Source organism: Maricaulis sp., assembly GCF_048270095.1.
Lineage (GTDB): Bacteria > Pseudomonadota > Alphaproteobacteria > Caulobacterales > Maricaulaceae > Maricaulis.
In genome coordinates this window covers 83361-106037 of sequence record NZ_JBLWTL010000009.1, presented here as the reverse complement: position 1 = coordinate 106037, position 22677 = coordinate 83361, and the positions used below count along the sequence as shown (strand labels likewise).

The window sequence follows — 22677 nt, the reverse complement described above, 5'->3', positions numbered from 1 at the left end:
TGATGGAAGAGGTGCGCCGGACGCAGTCCGGGGCGGAGCTGGTGAGGGCCGCAAAGCGCGACCCATGAGGCCCGTCACGCGAACCCCGCGCCCAGCCGTGCAGAATACCCCTATGACACGTCCCATGGTCAAGCACGCGCGAGCGCTGCGAAAGCGCATGACGCCGCAAGAAGTCCGGCTCTGGAATCGGCTAAAGACCTGGCGGGCCGATGGCTTCGTCTTCCGGCGCCACACCCCGCTGGGCCGCTATATCGTTGATTTCGTCTGCTTCACCCCGAAACTCGTGATCGAACTTGATGGTGGCCAGCACAATCTGGACGACCACCGCGCAGCCGACGCGATCCGCGACGCCTGGCTTCAAGGCGAAGGCTTTCCCGTCCTGCGCATCTGGAACATGGATGTGCACAGGAATATGGACGGCGTGCTGATCAGCATCCGCGACGCGCTGGAGGCCGGCTTGCGCGATATGCGCCGCTGAGCGAACTCACACGGCACCGCGAGGCCGTCACCAGCTCCGACCGCTTCGCGGCCACCTCTTCCATCAAGGAAGAGGCGGGAGATAGTCGAAGCGGTCGAGGTCAAACCCCCTCCTCTTCCTTGATGGAAGAGGTGCGCCGGGCGCAGCCCGGGGCGGAGCTGGTGAGGATCGTAGAGCCCTACCCTTTAACCTTCACCGCATTCATCCGCCGCTCCAGCCGCATCGAGAACCAGCCGATGATGGCGCGCCAGAGCTCGTCCTTGAGGACGGCGCCTTCGACTTCGGTTTCCAGATTGGGATTGTCGTTGATTTCGATCACGAAAATCCCGTTCTCGTTTTGCTTCATGTCGATACCGTAAAGGCCATTGCCGATCAGATTGGCGGCTTTTTTGGCGATTTCGATCACTTCGGGCGGGGCATCGCTGACGGCCATGGTCTCGAAGCCGCCCTCGGTATATTTACCGTCGGCCTCGTGCTTGATGATCTGCCAATGGCCGCGCGCCATCTTGTACTTGCAGGCAAAGAGGGGCTCGCCATCGAGCACGCCGATGCGCCAGTCATAATCGGTCGGCATGAATTCCTGGGCGATGATCAGGGCGGTGTCGGCGAATAACTCCTTGGCGCGCCGGGCCAGTTCGGCCTCATTGGTGACCTTGTGGACCTGGCGGCTGAAGGAGCCGTCCGGTGCCTTCAGGACCACGGTGGAACCCAAACGGTCGAACAGGCCGGTCATCGGCGTGGTGGCGTCGAGGATTTCGGTCTTCGGGGCCGGCACACCGCCCTGCTCCATCAGTTCTTTCAGGAAAACCTTGTTGGTGCAGCGGATCATCGAGCGGCAATCATCGATGACGGGCATGCCCTCCTGCTCGGCGCGGCGGGCGAAGCGATAGGTGAAATTGTCGATCGCCGTCGTCGTGCGGATGAAGAGCGCATCATACTCGGCCAGGCTGGCCAGATCATTCGGGCCGATCAAATCGACCTCGACGCCCATTTTGGCGGCCACACTGGCGAGGCGCTGGACCGAGGATTTGCTCGAGGGCGGGAATTCTTCCTTCGGATCGGTCAGGATGGCCAGCGACCAGCGCGCGGCGGTGCGCTCTTTCGGCGCGACCCATTGGCGGCGTGTGTATTGGCCCAGGCAGTCGAGGAAGAATTGCCGGTCCTCATTCTTGAGGACATGCGGCGAGACCGCCCTGATTTGCTGGATCTCCTTGCCCGAGGCCGACAGTGTCACATCGAGCACCGGCGCGCGGAACCAGTCGAACAACAGCTTGGAGAATTTGGCGAGCGCCTTGTTCTGGCAATTGCCGAAGGAGATCAGGAGGTGTTTGTCCTCCGAGGCGACGCCGCCGAGATCCTTCATCAAGGCGACATTGAGATCGGGCAAAGCCTGGGCGTAAAGGCCCTTGCGGCTGAGCTCGACGACCGATTGCGCCGTCGGCACAATCCGGTGGCCGCGCGCTTCAGCCAGAAGCGAGGCGTAATAGCCCTTCGACTGATAGCTATAGCTGCGCGCCAGATTGATGATATTCGGCCGCCGGCCGGTGAAGAGCTGCGCATTGACGATATAATCGCGAATCCGCATGACCTTGTGAGGCGTTTCGTGCTGGCCGAGATCGCCAGCATGTTCAACGAGAATGAGCCAGTCGCTCACGAGCTATCGCTCTCCTGATCTGTGCGGCGCCTCAGCTTCAAATAGCAACGCCGCTTCACCGTCCTCGTAATAGGCTTCCCGTGTGCCCCGCAAGTGAAATCCTGCGCGCTGATACACGGTGATCGCCTTCGTGTTGGATTTTCGCACTTCCAGCTGGATTTTGCCACAGCCGCGCCGCGCCGTCAGATCGGTCGCGGCGGCGAGCAGGGCCTGGGCCACGCCCACGCCGCGGTGGTCGGGCGCGACGGCGATGGAATAGATGCGCGAGATGGCGCTGCCGCGGCGGAAGGCCAGGGCGAGATAGCCCGCCGGCTCGCCGCCAATCCGGGCGAGAAGGAAAAGGGTTTTGCGGGCCGCCAGCATGCGGCGCAGATTGCGGCGGGCGAAACGGTCAGCGGTGAAGCTGTCAATCTCGATGCCATCGATCACATCGAGATCATCGCGCACGGCCAGCCGCACCTCGATCACCGCCAGGGCGTCGCGGCAATCGAAACGCCAGCGCCAGGCGTCATCATGCGGCCGGGGCAGCTCGGTTCGGGGCGTCATAATTGATCCGTTCGGACGTCAGGCACGTATCATGACATCCAATGGCCATCTCGCGATAGCCGGGCGGGTATTCAATGGCAGGCTGGCGGCCAGGCAATGGCAGGCGAGCCGCTGACATGTCATCACAAAGGCGTGCGGCGGGGATACGTCGGGCCGAAACTGCCCTATCCTCAATTTCACCCAGTGCCAATAGCCGAGGAATATCATGCTGATCTCAAAACCCCATCGCTGGCAATTGCCCGAGCGCGCTGTGACCTCCAAGGCCGATTTTCTCAATCGCCGCCAGATCATGGCCACAGCCGGGGCGCTAGGCCTGGCAGGGCTGGCCGGCTGCGGGGCGGCGGAAGAATCGTCCGCCCAGACAGCCAGCGGTGGCCATCCGACATCCGGCCCCCTGCGCTTTCAGCCCACCGGCTATAATGTGGCGGATGAATCAACGCCTTACGAGGCGGTGACCGGCTATAATAATTTCTATGAATTCGGCGTCGGCAAGGATGACCCGGCCCGTTATGCCAGTGCCATGACGACCGATCCCTGGTCGATCGAAATCGAGGGCCACGCGGCCCGTACCGGCCGGTTCGCATTGGAAGATGTCGTGGATTTTTCGGCACTTGAGGAGCGCATCTACCGGTTGCGCTGCGTCGAGGCCTGGTCGATGGTCATCCCCTGGATCGGGGTGCCACTGGCCAATATCCTGCGCCAGTTCGAGCCGACCTCGGACGCCCGCTATGTCCAGTTCATCACCTACCAGGATGCCGGCGAAATGCGCGGCACCCGCACCCGCGTGCTCGACTGGCCTTACAAGGAAGGCCTGCGCATGGATGAGGCGATGAATGAACTCGCCTTCCTCGCGGTCGGTCTTTATGGCGAAGTGCTGCCCAACCAGAATGGCGCCCCGATCCGCCTCGTCGTGCCGTGGAAATATGGCTACAAGTCCATCAAATCCATCGTTAAAATTCGCTTCGTCTCGGACGAGCCGGAGACTTCGTGGAAGCAATCGGCACCGCGCGAATACGGTTTCTACTCCAACGTCAATCCAAACCGCGCCCACCCGCGCTGGAGCCAGGCTTCGGAACGGGTCATCGGTGCGGGCCCGTTTGCGCGCCGCGAGACCGAGATGTTCAATGGCTATGGCCCTGAAGTCGCCGGACTTTATGCCGGCATGGACCTGATCGAGAACCATTAGGCATGGCCAAAAGCACATTCCTGCGGGCCTTCGCGAAGGATTGGCTCAAACCCCTGACCTTCTGGGCCCTGGCCCTGCCCGGCCTGTGGCTGGCCTGGCAATGGGGGCTGTTGCTGAACGGCGCGCCGAATGATCTCGGCTTCAATCCGATCGAGAAAACCCATCGTTTTCTCGGCGATACGGCCCTGCGCATCCTGTTGATCTCGCTTGCGATCACGCCATTTCGTGATCTGACGCGCTGGCTGCCGATCATGAAAATCCGTCGCCGTATCGGCCTCGCGGCCTTCTGGTATGCCGCCGCGCATCTGGCCGCCTATCTCGGTCTCGACCTCTATCTCGCTGCCGGCATGAGCTGGACAGGCATGTGGGCCGGGCTGTGGGAGGATGTCGTCGAGCGGATCTATATCACCCTGGGCATGACGGCCTTCATCCTGCTGATCCCGCTGGCCCTGACTTCCTTCAATGTGATGGTCCGCCGCCTCGGCGCCCGGCTCTGGCAGACGCTGCATTACAGCGTCTATCCGCTCGCCGTGATCGCCTGCCTGCACTACGGCTTCATGGTGAAGGGCAATCAGCTCGGCCCCTGGATCCATGGCGGCATACTGGCCTTGCTGCTGGCCTATCGGGCCGGGGTGTGGATCAGGAGCCGGATGAAGCCGCAACCGGTCGCCAGCAGGTCCTGACGCCTGAGCGCCAGCAAGGCCACGCAGGACAGCCACACCATGCAGGCCGCGACGAAGAGCCCGCCGCCATCCTGATTGGGATCGATACCCAAAGGGGTGAAGAGGTGGAAGGATATAGCGCCCGTCATCACCGCCAGGCCGAGACCGGCGCCGAGCAGCTGCAAGCGCTTCAAACCGGGTATAAATCCGCTCAATAGCAGTGCAGAAGCAATGAGTTCCGCGGTTCCGATCACGTATTGGCTGAACAGGCCGGTGTGCGCGAACAGGCCTGCCGCCCCCCATGTCGCGGCCCAGCCATCGAGCAGGCCGAAGATCACCTGGGTCTCCGGCGCGTCGGTGAATTTATAGCGCAGCGAGTCGAGAAATATCGCCGCGATGAAAAGCGGCAGCGCGATCAGCACGATGCGTTGAACCATTTTGGCCATGAGAGCCCTCCCCGGATATTGCCAGCCTACACGCAGCCAGCGGCCGCGCGAAGCAGACTACTACTCGACCGGCGCGCATTGATCCCGTAACCATGGCGTGAACACGCTGTGAGGGAGACAGACATCATGCAAACACGTGCCGCCATCGCCTATCAGGCCGGAGCCCCGCTGGTTATCGAAACCGTTGATCTTGAAGGCCCGCGCGCCGGCGAAGTCCTGGTCGAGATCATGGCGACGGGTGTTTGCCATACCGATGCCTTCACCCTCTCGGGCGATGATCCGGAAGGCGCATTTCCAGCGATTCTGGGCCATGAAGGCGCCGGCATCGTGCGCGAGGTCGGCGCTGGCGTGACTTCGGTGAAGCCGGGCGATCACGTCATTCCGCTCTACACGCCGGAATGCCGTGAGTGCGAATATTGCCTCAATCCGAAGACCAATCTGTGTCAGAAGATCCGCTCCACCCAGGGCGCCGGCCTGATGCCCGATGGCACCAGCCGTTTCTCGATCGGCGGCAAGCCGATCCTGCACTATATGGGCTGCTCGACCTTCTCCAATTTCACCGTCCTGCCCGAAATTGCCCTCGCCAAGGTCCGCGAAGACGCCCCCTTCGACAAGATTTGCTATATCGGCTGCGGCGTGACCACGGGCGTTGGCGCGGTGGCGTTTGATGCCAAGGTCGAGCCCGGCTCGAATGTCGTCGTGTTTGGCCTTGGTGGAATCGGGCTCAATGTCATCCAGGGCGCACGCATGGTCGGCGCTGGCAAGATTATCGGCATTGATATCAATGAGGACCGGCTGGCGATCGCCAAACAGTTCGGCATGACCGATTTCATCAATCCGACAAAGGTCGAAAACCTGGTCGAGGCGATCATGGACCTGACCAATGGCGGCGCCGATTATTCCTTTGAGTGCATCGGCAATGTGAACACGATGCGCCAGGCGCTGGAATGCTGCCACAAGGGCTGGGGCGAGAGCATCATCATCGGCGTCGCTGGCGCCGGCCAGGAAATCTCCACCCGCCCCTTCCAGCTCGTCACCGGCCGCGTCTGGCGCGGCTCGGCCTTTGGCGGCGCCCGCGGCCGCACCGATGTGCCACGCATTGTCGACTGGTATATGGACGGCAAGGTCAATATCGACGACCTCATCACCCACACCATGCCGCTCGACAAGATCAATGACGCTTTCGATCTGATGCATGCCGGCAAGAGCATTCGGAGTGTGGTGGTTTACTGATGCGCTAAAAGCCCGCCGGTGGCGGGCCGTTATTCCGCCCCGGGGGCCGAACCGGCAATTGTGACGCGCGACCTTGCGCCGCGTTTGCATCGCCATCGCCGCATGCTTGTCTGCCGTGGCTGCCACAGCGAAAGACCCCGGCCATGGACTTCGACGCGCTGATGCTCTCACGGATGCAATTCGCCTTCGTGATTGCCTTCCACATTCTCTTCCCCGCCTTCACCATCGGATTGGCTGCTTTCCTGGCCGTGTGCGAGGGCCTGTGGCTGAAGACCGGGCGCGAGGTCTTCAAGCAGCTCTACCTCCACTGGGTGAAAATCTTCGCGCTCGCCTTCGCCATGGGCGTGGTGACCGGGGTGGTTATGTCCTACCAGTTCGGGACAAACTGGAGCGTCTTCTCCGACCGCACCGGCAGCGTGCTCGGGCCTTTGCTGGGCTATGAGGTCCTGACGGCTTTCTTCCTGGAAGCGAGCTTCCTCGGTGTGATGCTGTTCGGCTGGAACAAGGTCGGCCGCAAGCTCCACTTTGCCGCCACGGTCATCGTCGCCATAGGCACCTCGATTTCCGCCTTCTGGATCCTGTCGGCCAATTCCTGGATGCAGACGCCGCAGGGGTTCGATATCGACCCGGTCACCGGCAATTTCTTTGCCACCAGCTGGATGGAGGTCATCTTCAATGCCAGCTTCCCCTCGCGCTATGTCCACATGATGCTGGCCGCCTTCATCACCACGGCCGCTGTCGTGCTGGCAGCCGGGGCCTGGCAGACACTGCGCGGACACAAGAGCGAGCCGACGCGCTGGCAGATGCGCATGGCGGCGGGCACGCTGGCCGTGCTGATGCCCCTGCAGATCTGGGCCGGGCACTGGTCCGGCGAAGTGGCACACGAACACCAGCCCGCCAAGGTCGCGGCGATGGAGGGTTGGTGTGAGACGCTGGATGTGCAGGGCACGGTCCTGCTCGCCTGGCCGTCCGCCAATGAATGTGGCCGCAGCGAGATCACCATTCCGGGCACCAGCCCTTTCCTGTTCAATACCGACGAGCCCTTGCGCGCGTATTCCAGCTTTGCCGAGGATGAGCGTCCGCCGCTGTGGCTGGTCTTCTGGAGCTTCCGCATCATGGTCGGTGCCGGCCTGGCGATGCTCGGTTTTGGCGTCTGGGGCCTGATCCTGTGGTGGCGTGGCGGGCTGGACCGGCCGGGCCTGTTTCACTGGCTGGCGATACCGGGCGGCAGCCTGGGCTTCATCGCGGTCATTTCCGGCTGGGTAGTGGCCGAAGTCGGACGTCAGCCCTGGACCGTCTATGGTGCGCTGCGAACCGCCGATAGCGTCTCGCCGGTCGAGGCCGGTCAGGTCGCGCTCTCGCTTCTGATCTTCATGACGGTCTATGCCATCATCTTTACGGCCGGAACCATCTATATGGCGCGGATCGCGACACGTGGTTTTGACGATCAGCCGCCGGAAGCGGGGTCGGGCGAACGCCGCGCGCCTGGCTCGCCGCTGGGTGCTGTCGATGACCCGGCGCAAAAGCCGGCCGACACTATAGTGGCCGGATAGGAGCCGATCATGGACGCCCTCCACCTCGACCTGCCGCTGATCTGGGCCGTGCTGATTGCTGTCGCGATCATGTTGTATGTCCTGCTCGACGGCATGGATCTGGGCATCGGCATGCTCACCGCCGTCGCCAGCACTGAAGACGAACGCAATATGATGACGGCGACAATCGAGCCGGTCTGGGATGGCAATGAGACCTGGCTGGTACTGGGCGGTGGCGGCCTGTTCGCCGCCTTCCCGCTGGCCTATTCCATCCTGATGCCGGCCTTCTACCTGCCCGTCATCTTCATGCTGGCAGCCCTGATTTTCCGCGGCGTCGCCTTTGAATTCCGGCACAAGGCGGTGCGCCGGCCGACGCGGCTGTTCTGGAATGGCGCCTTCTATGGCGGCTCCTTTGCCGCCGCGCTATCGCAGGGGATTATTCTGGGCAGCTTCATCCAGGGCGTTGCCGTCGAGGGGCGGGCTTTCGCCGGCGGGCCCTTGGACTGGCTCACCCCCTTCTCCTTGATGGCCGGCTTTGGTGTCGTCGCCGGCTATGTCCTGCTCGGCGCCTGTTGGCTTGTCCTCAAGACCGAGGCCGGATTACAGGCCAAAGCCCGCCGCTGGGCCATCCTCGCCCTGGTCGCCGTGGCGATCGGATTTGCGGCCATCAGCCTGGCGACACTGTCGGTGGATCCGCGGGTCACTGAACGCTGGGGTTTTTCGATGACGCATCTTGAGCCCGGCAAACTCCTGCCCCTGGGCCTGATCCCGCTGTCGGGGTTGATATTGACCGGCTGGCTGGCGCGCGATCTGGTCAGCGGTGCCGGCAAGGCACCGGACTGGCGGCCCTATCTGCTCGCCGCCGGGATTTTCCTGTCAGGCTATCTCGGCCTCGCCGTCAGTCTCTTTCCCTGGCTCGTCCCCTTCGCCTTCACAATCCACGAGACGGCGGCCCGGGACAATGCGCTCGGCTTCATGCTGGTCGGTGCGGTGATCATGCTGCCAGTCATTCTGGCCTATACGGCGTATGTCTATTCGGTGTTCTGGGGCAAGGTGAAGCCGGGCGACGGGTATCACAGTGCGTAACTTCTTCAGCCCCACCCCGCCGCCAGAGTCTGGCGATGAACCGCCGCTCGGGCGCAAATTATTGTGGTTTTTCGGGCTTTGCCTGGCAGGCTCGGCCGCCGTTGCGATCACGGCCTATACGCTGCGCTCCCTGCTCTTTCTCTAGGCGCGCAGAGGACCGGAAAATCCTTGTCACAGCACCGGGCCCCGCACTATGATAGCGCCCTGCTATCACGGAGTCCGCCATGGGCCAGATTCTCATTCGCAATCTCGATGACGAGGTCATCGCCAAGCTCAAACTGAATGCTCAGTCGGCGAGCACCTCGCTTGAGCAATATCTGCGCGAACTGCTGACGGCCAAGGTCATGTCGGACAAACAGGCCTTCCTGGCCTTCGCCAAGGGGATGCGAGAGAGCTCGCGACCATCGGATCTCGACCCGACAGACCTGATCCGTGAGGATCGCGACCGTTGAGCGTTTTCATCCTTGATGCCAGCGTGGCAACGAAACTTTTCATTCTGGTTCCGGGTCATGAGCGGGCCGCGGCGGCGGCGGAGGCCCATGAATTCATCGCGCCGCGCCTGATCCTCACCGAGACGGCGAATGCGCTCTGGAAATACGTCAGACGTGGGGATACGACACTCGCTCAGGCTCAGGATGCCATTCGGGAGCTGGACCGCCGGCTATCCATCGTCGATGATTTCAGACTGATCATCCTGGCCCAGCGCCTCGCCTCCGAGCTGGACTATTCGATCTATGACTGCGTCTATCTGGCGACGGCGCAATCCTATCAATACCCCCTGCTCACCGCCGATAAACGTCTCGCCGCGCTCGCCGGCGAGCTTTCGCTTGATGTCGTCGATCTGGCCTCGATCCCGCTGGCGGGGTAAGACACGGGCGAAGACTCACCCCCTGCCCGGATAGCGCGCCCATGACCCTGCACATCACCGACAAGTTCGACAGCGGCAATATCGTCGTCAAGAATTCCAGCAATCCCGAAAACATCGAGCTGGAGATCCGCAAGGACAAGGATTCCGATTTCTATCAATGGTTCCATTTCCGCGTCTCCGGCGCGCGCGACGAAGATCTGGTGATGCACATCACCAATGCCGGCGGCGCGGCCTATCTCGAGGGCTGGCCGGGCTATCAGGCCTGCGCTTCCTACGACCGCGAGACCTGGTTCCGCGTCGAGACCAGCTATGCCAAGGGCGTTCTGACGCTGCAGCACACGCCCGAACTCGACACAATCTGGTTTGCCTATTTCGCGCCCTTTTCGATGGAGCGGCACCAGGATCTGATTGCGGCGGTACAGAGCTGCGAAGGCGTCACGCTGGACGTGCTTGGCGAGACGCTCGACGGGCAGACGATGGATTGCCTGACGGTCGGCGAGCCTTCGAAGAAGAAACGCACCATCTGGGTCACGGCCCGCCAGCATCCCGGCGAGACGATGGCGCAGTGGTGGATGGAGGGCTTTCTCGACCGTCTGCTCGATCCCGATGATCCGGTCGCGCGCAAGCTGCGCTCGAAGGCCGTCTTCCACATTGTGCCGAACATGAATCCGGATGGATCGAAACGCGGCCATCTGCGCACCAATGCCAAGGGCGTCAATCTCAACCGCGAATGGGACAAGGCCAGCCTGGAGAACTCACCGGAAGTCTTCCACGTCCTCAATCGCATGCGCGAGACCGGCATTGATCTGGCGCTCGACGTGCATGGCGATGAGGCCCTGCCCTACAACTTCATCGCCGGCGGCGAAGGCGCGCCGAATTTCGACCAGCGCGGCCAGGTCAATCTCGACGCCTACAAAGCCGCCCTCTGCTCAGCCAGTCCCGACTTCCAGACCAAGCATGGCTATGATGTCGATGCGCCGGGCACGGCCAATCTGTCGGTTTGCACCAATTATCTCGCCAATGAATTTGGCTGTCTGGCGATGACGCTGGAAATGCCGTTCAAGGACAATGCCGACCTGCCCGATCCGGTGCATGGCTGGTCGCCGGAGCGTTGCCGCAAGCTTGGTGCGGCCAATCTGGAAGCGATGCTGGCTCTGGTGGGTCAGTTGCGGTGAAACCGGGATGAATCCAGACCAGCAAGCGCCGACCGCGGGGCACCGCTGGCACCGTGAGAGTCTCGACATGGACACCTTCGGTCGCGACGGCCCCATCTTTAACGGCGGCGGGGAACGCGTTCGCGATGCCGGGCGAGACATCGACTTGTTGCGGTTGTCCTGCAATAGCACGCCAGATGGGTATTTCGCAGGGTCTCCGTCCCAATTCCTGCTTACACACGGGGGCCACAGCTGGATATTCGGGACCACCGAAGCCAGACAGGAAAGCGAGACAACTCGGGTCATCCGCCGATGCTATGGTATCGACACGCCGAACGCGCTGATGCGTCGGTACATGGAAGCCCGCTGGCCGAATCCCATTTCCGCCTTGCCGCGGTTCAAGGACGGTATCGCCATTCAGGAACTGGCTGCCGAAGCCCTGTGCATGTTCGGCTTCCTCGGCTCATTTCATCCGTCCTACGCCGATACCGCGGTGATTACTGTTTCGATGGACGACTTCGAACGGAATAGCCTTATCTATCTGGATGACAACGCGATCTGCAAATTCGACAGGGCTGGGCGGGCGGTCGAGGTCTTCGCCAAAGGGGACAAGCCATGAAACTCTACGTCGATGCCGATGCCTGCCCGGTGAAGGATGAAGTCCTTCGCGTCGGCGAGCGCCATGAGATCGAAATGCTGTTCGTCTGCGATGGCGGTATCCGGCGGCCCAATTCCAACTGGGCCCGGCTGGTGATTGTCGACCAGGGCACGGATGCGGCCGATAACTGGATTGCCGACGAGATCGGCCCCGGCGATGTCTGCGTGACCACGGATATCCCGCTGGCGGATCGCTGCCTGAAGGCCGGGGCCCTGGCCGTCGATCATCGCGGCAAGGCCTTCACGCCGGATAATATCGGCTCGGTCCTGGCGACGCGCAATCTGATGACCGATCTGCGCGAGACCGGCATGCAGACCAGCGGGGCGAAGCCGTTTGGCCCCAAGGATCGCTCGGCCTTTCTCAACGGGCTGGAAATCGTCATCCAGGCCGCCAAGCGCGGCAAGGCTCCACGTTAGAATAATAGAGGCTCACCATGGAATTGATCAGCTCGGTAAAGTGCTTCGGCGGCGAACAGCGCCGCTATCGCCACCGCTCCAGTGTGCTCGATTGCGAGATGACCGTTTCCGTCTACCTCCCGCCCCAGGCCGCGCAGGGCCCGGTACCGGTCGTCTGGTTCCTGGCGGGGCTGACCTGCACGGACGAGAATTTCGTCATCAAGGCCGGCGCCCAGCGCTATGCCGCCGAGCTCGGCCTCGCGATCATCTGCCCCGACACCTCGCCGCGCGGTGACGGCGTCGCCGACGATGAGGCCTATGATCTTGGCCAGGGTGCAGGCTTCTACCTCAATGCGACCCGGGCGCCCTGGGCGAAGCATTTCCGGATGTGGGATTATGTCACCACCGAATTGCCAGGCCTGGTTGGCGAGGCCTGCCCGCTCGACATGCAGCGCCAGTCCATCATGGGCCATTCCATGGGCGGGCATGGCGCGTTGACCATCGGGCTGACGCATCCCGGCCGCTTCGCCGCCATCTCGGCCTTCGCGCCGATTGTCGCGCCGATGCAAGTGCCCTGGGGGATCAAGGCTTTCACCAGCTATCTCGGCGAAGACCGCTCAAGCTGGGCCGCCCACGACGCTTGCCAGCTCCTGCGCGACAGCCAGACCGATCTGCCACCCATCCTGATCGATCAGGGCGAGGCCGATAATTTCCTCGCCGAACAATTACGCACCGACCTGCTCGAGGCGGAAATCAGGGGCCGCGACATCACCGTCAGGCGCCAGGTTGGCTATGATCATTCCTACTTCTTCATCGCCAGTTTCATCGGCGAGCATCTGGCCTGGCATGCCAAGCGGCTGGGTGGCTGATGCGAGGCTGAGGCCGAGCCGCTTGACGGCGGCAGCCAGAAGATGAGGATGGGGACAATTCGGCGCGTCGCGCCGCGAGAATGGGGAGAATTGAACCATGACCAAACTTCTGGCCGGTGTAGCCGTTGGCGCCTTGTTGGCGGCAGGTGGCTATTTTGCCTATGCAAATACCCAGCAAGATACCGTCACAGCTGACGAATCCGTGATGACCGACACGGCGCCGGTTGCGGCCGGTTCGGTTGACGATGCAGCAGAGTTTCTCGCAGAGACCGAGGCTGAAATCGCTGATTTCGGTGAATTTGCCGCCCACACGGCCTGGGTCTATGCCAATTTCATCACGACAGACACCGAGTATCTGGTCAGCCGGATGAGCGCGGAAGCCACCGAGTTGTCGGTCCAGCAAGCCGGTGCCACGGCCCGCTTTGCCGACACCGAACTGCCGCTCGACATGCGTCGCAAGATGACCATGCTGACCGCCGGCATCACCCTTCCCACCCCGGCTGGCGGCGATCACGCCCAGCGCCTGGCGGAACTGACCACGCGGATGAGTTCCGCCTATTCCACCGGCACGATCGATATTGACGACACACCCGTCACGCTGGACACGCTGGAAGTGATGATGGGTACCGAACGCGATCCCGAATTCCTCGCCATGATGTGGAATGACTGGCGCGCCGCGATCAATCCGGCCCAGATGAGCCAGGATTATGCCGAGATGGTCGAGATCGCCAATGCCGGCGCGCGCGAACTGGGTTTCTCCGACCTCGCCGAGATGTGGCTGTCCAATTACGACATGCCCGCTGACGAGATGGAGGCCGAAGTCGAGCGTCTCTGGGGCCAGGTCGAGCCCTTGTATGAACAGCTCCACTGCTATGTCCGCGACGGCCTCAACGAGACCTATGGCGATGATGTCCAGGCGACGAGCGGCCCGATCCGCGCTGACCTGCTGGGCAATATGTGGGCCCAGGGCTGGGCACCGATCAATGATATTGTCGGCATCGATAGCGGCGAAGGCGGTGGCTATGACCTGACGCAATTGCTCGAGGCGAATGATTACACGCCGCTGCAAATGGTGGAGACGGGCGAGCGCTTCTACACCTCGCTTGGCCTGGAACCACTGCCGGAAACCTTCTGGGAACGCTCCCTGATCACGCGTCCGCGCGATCGTGATGTCGTCTGCCACGCCTCGGCGTGGAATCTCGACAATGAGGAAGATATCCGGATCAAGATGTGTACCCACGTCAATGCGGAAGATTTCCGCACCGTGCACCATGAGCTGGGCCACAACTTCTACCAGCGCGCCTATCGCGGCCAGGACATGCTGTTCCGCAATGGCGCCCATGACGGCTTCCACGAAGCGATCGGCGATTTTGTCGCGCTCTCGGTGACGCCGGATTATCTGGTCCAGATCGGCCTGTTGGGCCAAGACGAAGTGCCTGACGAATCTGCCGATCTCGGCCTGATGATGGATCTGGCGCTCGACAAGATCGCCTTCCTGCCCTTCGCCGTCATGATGGATCAGTGGCGCTGGCGCGTCTTCCGCGGCGAGATCACGCCGGACCAGTACAACACCGCCTGGTGGGAATTGCGTGAGCAGTATCAGGGCCTGATGCCACCGGTTGACCGGCCGGCCGATGCCTTCGATCCGGGCGCGAAATACCACATCGCGAACAATGTGCCTTATCTGCGCTATTTCCTGAGCTATATCCTGCAATTCCAGTTCCAGCAGGCCGCTTGCGACATGGCTGGATGGGAAGGCCCGCTCAATCGTTGCACCGTTTATGGCAATGAGGAAGTCGGCCAGCGCTTCAACGAGATGATGGAAATGGGCGCTTCGCAGCCCTGGCCCGACGCGCTGGAGGCCTTCACCGGCACCCGCGAAATGGATGGCTCGGCGATCATCGCCTATTTCCAGCCACTGATGACGCATCTGCAGGAACAGAATGCTGACAGCAGCTGCGGCTGGGAATAGTCTTCCGGCGCATGGAATACGGAAAAGGGCGGCTCTCGGGCCGCCCTTTTTCTACGCCCTACCCGCCCAGAAATACCCGCTCCACAACCCACCAGAGAGCCACCAGCGCGATCAGCGCCGAGGCCGCCTTGGCCAGCAGCGGATACCCGTTCGCATCCCGAAACCGGTGCAGGGCGAACCACATCGCCAGGATGATGGTCAGCTGCCCGGCCTCAACGCCGAGATTGAAGCTGAGCAGGCTCGGCAGCAACTGGCCCTGCGGCAGACCCAGCCCGACCAGCACACCGGCAAAGCCAAGCCCGTGAAACAAGCCAAAACCGAACACGACCAGCGGCCGCCAGCGCTGCATATCCCTGAACACCAGATTCTCGATCGCGACGAAGGCGATGGACAGCGCGATGACAGGTTCGACGATATGGGCTGGCAGCGTGATGACGCCCAGCACCGCCAGGGCCAGCGTCAGCGTATGGGCCAGAGTGAAGGCCGAGATCTGCCAGACCAGCGGTTTCAGCCGCGATGACGCGAAAAAGAGCGCCAGAACGAACAGGATATGGTCGAGGCCCTTCGGCAGGATGTGCTCGAATCCGAGCCGCAAATACAGGCCGATCACATCCCAGACTGTCTGTTCGCCGATTGCATCCATCATGGCATTTCGCCTCCACCCGCACAGTGTGACGCTAGGCAGGCCGATCGGGACTGGCAAGACCGGTTCTGCGACGCATCGCCCCCGGGCGCATGCTTGCCCCCGCCCCCGCTTATCCCCTACACCTCTAGGCAGAAACCGGCGTGCGAGTCGCGCCTGACAGGCTTCGGAAAACCGGGGCCAGGGGATGATGATGGCTGACAAGTTTGCGTCCAGTGTCGACGTGTCCGGCGAGGACATTCACTGGGATATGAAGGACAAGATGTCCTATGCCGGTTATCTCGGCCTCGACACCTTGCTGGACTCGCAACACCCGCGATCCTCCGAGCATGACGAAATGCTCTTCATCCTGATCCACCAGGTTGGCGAATTGTGGATGAAGCTGATCCTGCACGAGACTGCCGGCGCCGTCGCGCATCTGCGCAAGGACGAGATCGGTCCGGCGCTGAAAATGTTTACGCGTGTGGCGCGAATTCAGGAGCAATTGATCGCCGCCTGGGATGTGCTCGCCACGATGACGCCGGCCGATTATCTCGCTTTCCGTGACAGTCTCGGCCAGAGCTCGGGTTTCCAGTCCTACCAGTATCGCACGATGGAATTCCGCCTTGGCAACAAGAATGCCGAGCTGGCGCGGGTGCATAAATCCAATCCGCAGGCCTGGGAGATGGTCACCGGCGCGCTGGAAGCGCCGAGCCTGTGGGATGAGACGCTGCGGCTTCTCGCCCGGCGCGGCTACGCCATTCCCGCCGAAAAGATCGAGCGCGACTGGACCGAGCCCTACGAGCCCTGCAAGGGGGTGGAAGATGTCTGGCGCGAGATTTATCGCGACAGCAAAACCCATTGGGAAGCCTATGAGCTGGGCGAGAAACTGGTCGATCTCGAGCATAAATTCCAGCAATGGCGCTTCAATCACATGAAGACCGTTGAGCGCATTATCGGCTATCGCCGCGGCACGGGCGGCACCGCCGGGGTCGGCTATCTGGTGAAGGCGCTCGATCTGCGGTTTTTCCCGGAGATCTGGACCGTGCGGACCTCGCTCTAGATCGTCATGGCAAAGCAAAAAATGGCAAAAATCTGGGATATTTCACAAACCCTTCGCCCTGGCCTGCCGGTCTGGCCGGGCGACACGGCGTTTGCGATCGACGAGACCTGGGCCATCGGGCCGGGCTGCCCGGTCAAGGTCTCCCGCCTGACACTCTCCACCCATAGCGGCGCCCATGCCGATGCGCCCTCGCATTACGACACGGCCGGGATTGATGCTGCCAGCGTCGATCTGGCACCCTATCTGGGACCCTGCCGCCTCGTCACCGCTGGCTGGACCGGCGAGCATGTGGTGATGGATGATCTCGACTGGCCCCTGATCGAGGGTGAGCAGCGCGTGCTGATCCGCACCTATCAGACCTTCCCGCATGCGGTGTGGGACGATAATTTCCGGGCCCTGCACGCCGATGTGATCGAGCGGCTGGCCAAGGCCGGTTGCCGCCTGATCGGGGTGGATGCCGCCTCGCTCGATCCGCAGACCTCCAAGACCATGGACGCTCACCATGCCGTGCAGCGCCATGACATGCGTATCCTCGAAGGCCTGGTCTTCGACACCGTGCCCGACGGGCGTTATGAATTGATGGCCCTGCCACTGAAAATCGCCGGTGCCGATGCCGCGCCGGTGCGGGCCGTGCTGCGGGAGCTGGGCTGATGGATCTGGATACTATCCGCGCGATGGACGCCGCCGATCCGCTGCGCGAGTTCCGCGAGCGCTTCGAGCTGCCCGAGGGCGTGGTCTATCTCGACGGCAATTCGCTCGGTGCCCTGCCCAGAGTGACCGCCGCGCGGATGACCGATGTTGTCAGCCGCGAATGGGGCCAGGATCTGATACGCTCCTGGAATTCCAATCACTGGATCGAGGCGCCGCGGCGTCTGGGCAGCAAGATCGCCCGCCTGATCGGGGCGAAGGACCATGAAGTCGTCGCCGCCGATTCCACCTCGATCAATGTTTTCAAGGCGCTCAGCGCGGCCGTGCAATTGCGACCCGGCCGCTCCATCATCCTGTCGGAGACCGGAAACTTCCCGACCGATGCCTATATGATGCAAGGTCTGGCGCATTTCAGCGGTGGCCGTCTGACGCAAAAACTCCTGCCTGCCGACGAGATCCCTGCGGCACTCGACGACCAGGTCGCCGTGCTTTTGCTGACCCAGACCCATTACAAGACCGGCCGCCTGCACGACATGGCCGCCCTGACGCGCGCTGCCCACGCGGCCGGTGCGTTGGTGATCTGGGATCTCAGCCATAGTGCCGGCGCCCTGCCCGTCGACCTCAATGGCTGCGAGGCCGATTTTGCGGTTGGCTGCGGCTATAAATATCTCAATGGCGGCCCCGGCGCGCCGGCCTTCCTGTTCTGCGCCGAACGCCATCATGCCCACGTCTTCCCGGCCCTGTCGGGCTGGTTCGGCCATGCCGCGCCCTTTGCTTTCGACGATGCTTATGAGCCGGGCGCCGGAATTGACCGTTTCCAGTGCGGCACGCCGGGTATTCTCGGCATGGCGGCGCTGGAATGCGGGCTCGACCTGATGCTGGAGGCCGACATGGCAGCGATCCGGCTCAAATCCCAGGCCTTGGGCGATTTGTTCATCGCCCTGATCGAAGCCCGGCTGACCAGGTTCGAGCTTGCCAGCCCGCGCGACGCGGCGCGGCGCGGCAGCCAGGTCTCGATCTGTCACAAACACGGTTATGCCATCATGCAGGCGCTGATCGAGCGCGGCGTTATCGGTGATTTCCGGGCACCGGATATTTTGCGTTTCGGCTTCACGCCACTCTATACCCGTTATGAGGATGTCTGGCTGGCGATCGAGGCGCTGGCGGAGATCATGCAGACCGGGGAATGGCGCGAGGAGCGTTTCGCAACCCGTTCCGCCGTCACCTGACCGGCTTCAAGGGGATTGTCGACGATGAAAATTGCCTGCATTGGCGGCGGCCCCGCCGGTCTCTATTTCGCCATCTCGATGAAGCTGCGCGATCCCGATTGCATCATCGATGTCTATGAGCGCAACAAGCCTGGCGACACCTTTGGCTGGGGCGTCGTCTTCTCCGATCAGACGATGGAAAATCTCGGCCGCAATGATCCACCCAGCGCCCGCGCCATTGGTGCCAGCCTGGCGCATTGGGATGATATCGACGTCGTCATCAAGGGCGTCACCGAGACCTCGACCGGCCACGGGTTTTGCGGCATTGGCCGACAGAAACTCCTGAGCCTGCTGCAGGACCGTGCGCGCGAACTGGGTGTCGGGCTGCATTTCGAGGCCGAGATCGGCGATGATCTCTCGTCCTTTGCCGATGCCGACATGATCGTCGCCTCGGACGGGCTGAATTCAAAGATCCGCACCCGTTTTGCCGATCGGTTCAAGCCGGATATCGAGCTGCGCCGCAATAAATTCGTCTGGCTGGGCACCCATAAAGTGTTTGACGCCTTCACCTTTATCTTTGTCGAGACACCGCATGGCTGGGTCTGGGCCCATGCCTATCGCTTCGACGACAACACATCGACTTTCATCGTCGAATGCGCTCCGGAAACCTGGGAGGGGCTGGGCTTCGGCGAGATGGACCAGGATGAATGCTGCCGCGCCAGCGAAGCCCTGTTCGCGCCCTGGCTGGACGGCCATGAGCTGATGTCCAATGCGCGCCATCTGCGCGGCTCGGCCTGGCTGAATTTCCCGCGCGTGCTGTGTGAGAACTGGGTGCATGACAATATCGTCCTGCTCGGGGATGCCGCCCATACGGCGCATTTCTCGATCGGCTCCGGCACCAAGCTGGCGCTTGAAGACGCGATCATGCTCGCCGATGTCCTCACCAGCACCGACAAGCCGGTCGCAGAGGGGTTGGAGGACTATCAGGCGGTGCGCACCGTCGAGGTGCTCAAATTGCAGAGCGCGGCGCGCAATTCGACCGAATGGTTTGAACATCTCGATCGCTATATCGGCTTCGAGCCCAAGCAGTTTGCCTATTCGCTGCTGACCCGTTCACAGCGCATCAGCCACGAGAATCTGCGCCTGCGCGATCCCGATTGGCTCGCGGGCGTGGAGAGCTGGTTCACCGGTCAGGCGACGGGCGGCGCGAAGTCCGATGCCTGCCCGCCCATGTTTGCGCCGTTTGAACTGCGCGGCATGCGGCTGGAAAACCGCGTCGTGGTTTCGCCCATGTGCATGTATTCCGCCGAAGATGGTCTGCCGGGCCCTTTCCACAGCGTGCATTACGGTGCCCGCGCCCTGGGCGGCGCCGGCCTCGTCTATAGCGAAATGACCGATGTCAGCCGTGATGGCCGCATCTCGCCGGGCTGTGCCGGGCTTTATACCGACGAACATGTGAGCGCCTGGCGCGCGATCACTGATTTCGCGCATTCGCAAAGTCACGCCAAGATGGCGGTCCAGCTGGCCCATGCCGGCCGCAAGGGCTCGACGCGCCTGGCCTGGGAAGGCAATAGCAAACCGCTCGAAAGCGGCAATTGGCCGTTGCTCGCGCCCTCGCCGCTGGCCTGGAGCGAGACAAACCAGACACCCCGGGCAATGGACCGCGCTGATATGGATGCGGTTCTGGCCGATTTCGTCGCCGCGACGCATCGCGCGCTCAAAGCCGGGTTCGACATGGTCGAGCTGCATTGTGCCCACGGTTATCTGCTCTCCAGCTTCCTCACACCCGTCTCCAATCAGCGCAGCGATGAGTATGGCGGCCCGGTCGCCAACCGCCTGCGCTTTCCGCTCGAGGTTTTTGCGGCCATGCGCGCTGTCTGGCCATCAAACATGCCGATGGCCGTCCGGCTCTCGGCAACGGACTGGATGGGCGATGACGGCTTGTCCGAGGCCGACAGCCTGGCGATTGCATGGGCCTTCCGCGAGGCCGGCGCTGATCTGATCGATGTCTCGGCGGGCCAGACAACACCGCTGGCGCGCCCGGTCTATGGGCGCATGTTCCAGACGCCGTTTTCCGACCGCATCCGCAATCAGCTCGGCTGCGCCACCATGGCGGTCGGCAATATTTACGAGACCGATCACGTCAATTCCATTCTCGCCGCCGGCCGTGCCGATCTGGTCGCGCTGGCCCGCCCGCATCTGATCGATCCGATGTGGACATTGCGGGCCGCCGCCGAGCTCGGCTATGACGGTGTCCATATCCCGCCGCAATACGAGGCCGGTTTTGACCAATTGACGCGCAATCTCGCGCGCGCCGCAGAAGGGACCCCCACCCCATGAGCACTCTGACAGGACATCGCGCCGTCATCACCGGCGGCGGAACCGGTATTGGACTGGCCTGCGCCAGAAGCCTCGCGGCCCAGGGCGCGCAAATCATCATCATGGGCCGCGATCTGGTCCGGCTGGAAAAGGCGGCGCAGACCATTGACGGCGCCGAGGCTATCCAGCTCGACGTGACCGATGCGGCCAGTGTCGAAGCAGCCTTCACCAAGGCGGCATCAGGCGGCGTGATCGATATCCTGGTCAATAATGCCGGGATTGTCGGCGCGGCTGCCTTCCACCGCACCTCGATGGAGGAATGGCAGCGCATCCAGGCGGTCAATGTCGAGGGACTGGTGCGCTGCACCCAGGCCGTGATCGGGCCGATGCTGAAACTGGCCTATGGCCGCATCGTCAATATCGCTTCGATCGCCGGCCTGCGCGGCGGCGCCTATATCGCGCCGTATGTCGCCTCGAAACATGCCGTGGTCGGGCTGACCAAATCGCTCTCCATCGAATATGCCGGCACCGCCATGACCTTCAACGCGGTCTGCCCGGGCTATGTCGAAACCGCGATCGTGGATAATTCGGTCGCCAATATTATGGCCAAGACGGGCCGGTCGCGCGAAGACGCCTTGTCTGAACTGACCAAGACCAATCCACAGGGCCGTCTCATCCAGCCCGACGAAGTCGCCGAAACGGTGACCTGGCTGTGTTCACCGCTCAGCGGATCCGTGTCAGGACAGGCGATTACCATCTCCGGCGGCGCAATTTAACCATACCGGCTTTTTCAGCCAAACGCGGCTTTCCGCTGATCCCGGGCGATGAACCGCCCGGGATCAGCGATAATCCAGCCTGTCCGGCTCAGCCGAACTCGATCATATGCCCGATGGCCGGGTCACCGCCGCTTTCGGCCAGCGTCTTGATCACCGCCTGCGCCGCCACAAAGCCGTGGCCGGTCTTGACCGTCATCCAGACGGGATCGGCGCTGGAGAGCTGGGCGAAGAAGGCTTCCTGTGCGTGATTGAAACGCGCATTGAATTCGTCCGGCCCCCACTCCTTGTTCCGCTTGGCGATCTGTTCCGGTGCGAAGAAGAATTTCGGCGCCGGCCCGGGCATGTCGACCGGCTTGGAATGGGGAGCATTATGGGCGGCACCCACAACGCAATCATGCGTCAGCGACGGATCGAAATGATGATGGATCCGCGCCCGCAAGGCCGCGTCACCGGCGAAATCGACATAGACAGTCGGGATTGAGGTATCCAGCGTCTCGATATCATCATAGAGCTTCGTCGTCTCATAACAGCCAAGCCCGCCCACAAAATCCGCATTGCGCGGTGAGGTCAGCGCGGCCAGTTTCACCCGGTCCTCACTGAGCAGGCAGAAGGCGGTGCCATAGGCCGTCTTGCTCGACGCACTGGAGAGCAATAATTGCTGGGCCCCGAACCAGTCATTGTCCTCAAGGTAGTCGGCCAGCATGAAGGCGGTGACGAAGAGCGGCCGGAACAGGGCCTGCAAATCCTCGCGGTCGGCGCGGTAGACAGCGTCCTCGCTGCAGCGGGAATATTGGTTATAGGCCGAGACCAGATCGAGCCGGTGGTCGGCGATGTCATAGAAACCGCGCGGCGAGATCCGGCCGGGGCGCATCACCACGTGGCTTGCAATAGGGTAATAGCCATAAAAGCGTTCACCTACGGCAATCCCGGGGGTGGTGGACGCGATGACATCGGCAAAGCCCCAGACCGGCATGTGTCCGAAGCCCGCCTCACCGGTCGGGAAGAAGTTCCAATACTGCATCGCATCGCCAAATGCGGCATAGGTGATATTATTCGTCGTCAGGGAGAAGCTCTTGATTTCGAGCAATATCTCACCTTTTTCCAACGCGCCTTGCTGATGCTCTCGCATCTCGGTGCGTCCGAGATCGGACTTGTCGGTGAACAGGCGGGAAATGGTGATCGGAGCGTTCATGATGACCTAGCGGGTTGAAATGACGGTTGAACCCAGTCTCTACCAGATTGCCGCGAGAGGCTAACGGGAATTTGGGCGGGAGCCCCCTGACCGTTGGGAGAGTAGACGCT

General features: G+C 62.2%; 23 protein-coding genes. 18 read left to right on the top strand and 5 right to left on the bottom strand.

Annotated elements, in window-relative coordinates; translation table 11 throughout:
• Positions 1-112: 112 nt before the first annotated feature.
• Complete coding sequence (locus tag ACN0YJ_RS07670) at positions 113-478, top strand: endonuclease domain-containing protein (protein ID WP_417495824.1); 366 nt, start codon at positions 113-115, stop codon at positions 476-478.
• Positions 479-656: 178 nt separating this feature from the next.
• Here ACN0YJ_RS07670 and ACN0YJ_RS07665 read toward each other — a convergent pair whose 3' ends face one another.
• Positions 657-2132, bottom strand: a complete 1476-nt coding sequence (locus ACN0YJ_RS07665) for a RimK family protein (protein WP_417495823.1) — start codon at positions 2130-2132, stop codon at positions 657-659.
• Between the two features lie 3 nt (positions 2133-2135).
• Positions 2136-2678 (bottom strand): GNAT family N-acetyltransferase, encoded by a 543-nt coding sequence (locus tag ACN0YJ_RS07660; RefSeq protein ID WP_417476167.1) that lies wholly within the window; start codon positions 2676-2678, stop codon positions 2136-2138.
• Positions 2679-2883: 205 nt separating this feature from the next.
• Between ACN0YJ_RS07660 and msrP the strand changes: the two genes are divergently transcribed.
• Both msrP and ACN0YJ_RS07650 read left to right on the top strand, forming a co-directional pair.
• The gene (gene msrP, locus ACN0YJ_RS07655; RefSeq protein ID WP_417489499.1) at positions 2884-3864 is read left to right on the top strand and encodes a protein-methionine-sulfoxide reductase catalytic subunit MsrP; all 981 of its coding nucleotides are present in this window, start codon (positions 2884-2886) and stop codon (positions 3862-3864) included.
• A 2-nt stretch (positions 3865-3866) separates the two neighbouring features.
• Positions 3867-4547 carry a sulfite oxidase heme-binding subunit YedZ gene (locus ACN0YJ_RS07650; RefSeq protein ID WP_417495822.1) on the top strand — a complete coding sequence of 227 codons (681 nt, stop codon included), beginning with the start codon at positions 3867-3869 and terminating at the stop codon, positions 4545-4547.
• Here ACN0YJ_RS07650 and ACN0YJ_RS07645 read toward each other — a convergent pair.
• On the bottom strand, positions 4484-4972 hold the full coding sequence (locus ACN0YJ_RS07645) for a hypothetical protein (RefSeq protein WP_417495821.1): 489 nt from the start codon (positions 4970-4972) through the stop codon (positions 4484-4486). The two genes, ACN0YJ_RS07650 and ACN0YJ_RS07645, sit on opposite strands and share 64 nt — an antisense overlap.
• 126 nt (positions 4973-5098) lie before the next feature.
• Here ACN0YJ_RS07645 and ACN0YJ_RS07640 point away from each other — a divergent pair, with 126 nt between their 5' ends.
• The 10 genes from ACN0YJ_RS07640 to ACN0YJ_RS07595 all read left to right on the top strand — a co-directional run bounded on the left by ACN0YJ_RS07640 (position 5099) and on the right by ACN0YJ_RS07595 (position 14739).
• A complete protein-coding gene (locus ACN0YJ_RS07640) occupies positions 5099-6205 on the top strand; it encodes an S-(hydroxymethyl)glutathione dehydrogenase/class III alcohol dehydrogenase (RefSeq protein WP_417495820.1) in 1107 nt (368 codons plus the stop codon).
• Positions 6206-6348: 143 nt separating this feature from the next.
• On the top strand, positions 6349-7758 hold the full coding sequence (locus ACN0YJ_RS07635; RefSeq protein WP_417495819.1) for a cytochrome ubiquinol oxidase subunit I: 1410 nt from the start codon (positions 6349-6351) through the stop codon (positions 7756-7758).
• A 9-nt stretch (positions 7759-7767) separates the two neighbouring features.
• Entirely contained in the window at positions 7768-8823 is a 1056-nt protein-coding gene (gene cydB, locus ACN0YJ_RS07630; protein ID WP_417495818.1) for a cytochrome d ubiquinol oxidase subunit II, read from the top strand.
• Between the two features lie 224 nt (positions 8824-9047).
• Positions 9048-9275, top strand: coding sequence for a FitA-like ribbon-helix-helix domain-containing protein (locus ACN0YJ_RS07625; protein ID WP_417476181.1), 228 nt, complete (start codon positions 9048-9050; stop codon positions 9273-9275).
• Positions 9272-9691: a type II toxin-antitoxin system VapC family toxin gene (locus tag ACN0YJ_RS07620; protein ID WP_417495817.1), complete on the top strand. Its 420-nt coding sequence runs from the start codon at positions 9272-9274 to the stop codon at positions 9689-9691. The genes ACN0YJ_RS07625 and ACN0YJ_RS07620 overlap by 4 nt, the downstream gene beginning before the upstream one ends.
• A 47-nt stretch (positions 9692-9738) precedes the next feature.
• Positions 9739-10866, top strand: coding sequence for a M14-type cytosolic carboxypeptidase (locus ACN0YJ_RS07615; RefSeq protein WP_417495828.1), 1128 nt, complete (start codon positions 9739-9741; stop codon positions 10864-10866).
• A 67-nt stretch (positions 10867-10933) separates the two neighbouring features.
• Complete coding sequence (locus ACN0YJ_RS07610) at positions 10934-11464, top strand: hypothetical protein (protein ID WP_417495816.1); 531 nt, start codon at positions 10934-10936, stop codon at positions 11462-11464.
• Entirely contained in the window at positions 11461-11919 is a 459-nt protein-coding gene (locus ACN0YJ_RS07605; protein WP_417495815.1) for a YaiI/YqxD family protein, read from the top strand. The genes ACN0YJ_RS07610 and ACN0YJ_RS07605 overlap by 4 nt, the downstream gene beginning before the upstream one ends.
• 17 nt (positions 11920-11936) lie before the next feature.
• Positions 11937-12767: an S-formylglutathione hydrolase gene (gene fghA, locus ACN0YJ_RS07600; protein WP_417495814.1), complete on the top strand. Its 831-nt coding sequence runs from the start codon at positions 11937-11939 to the stop codon at positions 12765-12767.
• Positions 12768-12864: 97 nt separating this feature from the next.
• Positions 12865-14739 carry a M2 family metallopeptidase gene (locus tag ACN0YJ_RS07595; protein WP_417489490.1) on the top strand — a complete coding sequence of 625 codons (1875 nt, stop codon included), beginning with the start codon at positions 12865-12867 and terminating at the stop codon, positions 14737-14739.
• Between the two features lie 58 nt (positions 14740-14797).
• Here the strand turns inward: ACN0YJ_RS07595 and ACN0YJ_RS07590 are convergent, their stop codons facing one another.
• Complete coding sequence (locus ACN0YJ_RS07590; RefSeq protein ID WP_417495813.1) at positions 14798-15385, bottom strand: HupE/UreJ family protein; 588 nt, start codon at positions 15383-15385, stop codon at positions 14798-14800.
• A 190-nt stretch (positions 15386-15575) separates the two neighbouring features.
• Between ACN0YJ_RS07590 and kynA the strand changes: the two genes are divergently transcribed.
• The 5 genes from kynA to ACN0YJ_RS07565 are packed head-to-tail and all read left to right on the top strand — an operon-like array spanning position 15576 to position 21375.
• Positions 15576-16424: a tryptophan 2,3-dioxygenase gene (gene kynA / locus ACN0YJ_RS07585; protein ID WP_417476194.1), complete on the top strand. Its 849-nt coding sequence runs from the start codon at positions 15576-15578 to the stop codon at positions 16422-16424.
• Between the two features lie 21 nt (positions 16425-16445).
• Complete coding sequence (gene kynB / locus ACN0YJ_RS07580) at positions 16446-17075, top strand: arylformamidase (protein ID WP_417495812.1); 630 nt, start codon at positions 16446-16448, stop codon at positions 17073-17075.
• Positions 17075-18301, top strand: a complete 1227-nt coding sequence (kynU, locus tag ACN0YJ_RS07575; protein ID WP_417495811.1) for a kynureninase — start codon at positions 17075-17077, stop codon at positions 18299-18301. Before kynB ends, kynU begins: the two co-directional genes overlap by 1 nt.
• Positions 18302-18325: 24 nt before the next feature.
• Entirely contained in the window at positions 18326-20620 is a 2295-nt protein-coding gene (locus ACN0YJ_RS07570) for a bifunctional salicylyl-CoA 5-hydroxylase/oxidoreductase (RefSeq protein WP_417495810.1), read from the top strand.
• Positions 20617-21375 (top strand): SDR family NAD(P)-dependent oxidoreductase, encoded by a 759-nt coding sequence (locus tag ACN0YJ_RS07565; protein WP_417495809.1) that lies wholly within the window; start codon positions 20617-20619, stop codon positions 21373-21375. The genes ACN0YJ_RS07570 and ACN0YJ_RS07565 overlap by 4 nt, the downstream gene beginning before the upstream one ends.
• 88 nt (positions 21376-21463) lie before the next feature.
• On the opposite strand, the gene ACN0YJ_RS07560 is transcribed toward ACN0YJ_RS07565, so the two are convergent.
• Positions 21464-22567, bottom strand: coding sequence for a DUF2855 family protein (locus tag ACN0YJ_RS07560; RefSeq protein WP_417495808.1), 1104 nt, complete (start codon positions 22565-22567; stop codon positions 21464-21466).
• Positions 22568-22677: the final 110 nt, after the last annotated feature.

Coding starts and splice junctions, on each gene's coding strand:
- kynA (WP_417476194.1), top strand. CDS start 15,576: ATGGCTGACAAGTTTGCGTCCAGTGTCGACGTGTCCGGCGAGGACATT.
- ACN0YJ_RS07590 (WP_417495813.1), bottom strand. CDS start 15,385: ATGATGGATGCAATCGGCGAACAGACAGTCTGGGATGTGATCGGCCTG.
- kynU (WP_417495811.1), top strand. CDS start 17,075: ATGGATCTGGATACTATCCGCGCGATGGACGCCGCCGATCCGCTGCGC.
- ACN0YJ_RS07610 (WP_417495816.1), top strand. CDS start 10,934: ATGGACACCTTCGGTCGCGACGGCCCCATCTTTAACGGCGGCGGGGAA.
- msrP (WP_417489499.1), top strand. CDS start 2,884: ATGCTGATCTCAAAACCCCATCGCTGGCAATTGCCCGAGCGCGCTGTG.
- ACN0YJ_RS07605 (WP_417495815.1), top strand. CDS start 11,461: ATGAAACTCTACGTCGATGCCGATGCCTGCCCGGTGAAGGATGAAGTC.
- cydB (WP_417495818.1), top strand. CDS start 7,768: ATGGACGCCCTCCACCTCGACCTGCCGCTGATCTGGGCCGTGCTGATT.
- ACN0YJ_RS07595 (WP_417489490.1), top strand. CDS start 12,865: ATGACCAAACTTCTGGCCGGTGTAGCCGTTGGCGCCTTGTTGGCGGCA.
- ACN0YJ_RS07645 (WP_417495821.1), bottom strand. CDS start 4,972: ATGGCCAAAATGGTTCAACGCATCGTGCTGATCGCGCTGCCGCTTTTC.
- ACN0YJ_RS07560 (WP_417495808.1), bottom strand. CDS start 22,567: ATGAACGCTCCGATCACCATTTCCCGCCTGTTCACCGACAAGTCCGAT.
- ACN0YJ_RS07640 (WP_417495820.1), top strand. CDS start 5,099: ATGCAAACACGTGCCGCCATCGCCTATCAGGCCGGAGCCCCGCTGGTT.
- ACN0YJ_RS07670 (WP_417495824.1), top strand. CDS start 113: ATGACACGTCCCATGGTCAAGCACGCGCGAGCGCTGCGAAAGCGCATG.
- fghA (WP_417495814.1), top strand. CDS start 11,937: ATGGAATTGATCAGCTCGGTAAAGTGCTTCGGCGGCGAACAGCGCCGC.
- ACN0YJ_RS07635 (WP_417495819.1), top strand. CDS start 6,349: ATGGACTTCGACGCGCTGATGCTCTCACGGATGCAATTCGCCTTCGTG.
- ACN0YJ_RS07650 (WP_417495822.1), top strand. CDS start 3,867: ATGGCCAAAAGCACATTCCTGCGGGCCTTCGCGAAGGATTGGCTCAAA.
- ACN0YJ_RS07660 (WP_417476167.1), bottom strand. CDS start 2,678: ATGACGCCCCGAACCGAGCTGCCCCGGCCGCATGATGACGCCTGGCGC.
- ACN0YJ_RS07625 (WP_417476181.1), top strand. CDS start 9,048: ATGGGCCAGATTCTCATTCGCAATCTCGATGACGAGGTCATCGCCAAG.
- kynB (WP_417495812.1), top strand. CDS start 16,446: ATGGCAAAAATCTGGGATATTTCACAAACCCTTCGCCCTGGCCTGCCG.
- ACN0YJ_RS07570 (WP_417495810.1), top strand. CDS start 18,326: ATGAAAATTGCCTGCATTGGCGGCGGCCCCGCCGGTCTCTATTTCGCC.
- ACN0YJ_RS07565 (WP_417495809.1), top strand. CDS start 20,617: ATGAGCACTCTGACAGGACATCGCGCCGTCATCACCGGCGGCGGAACC.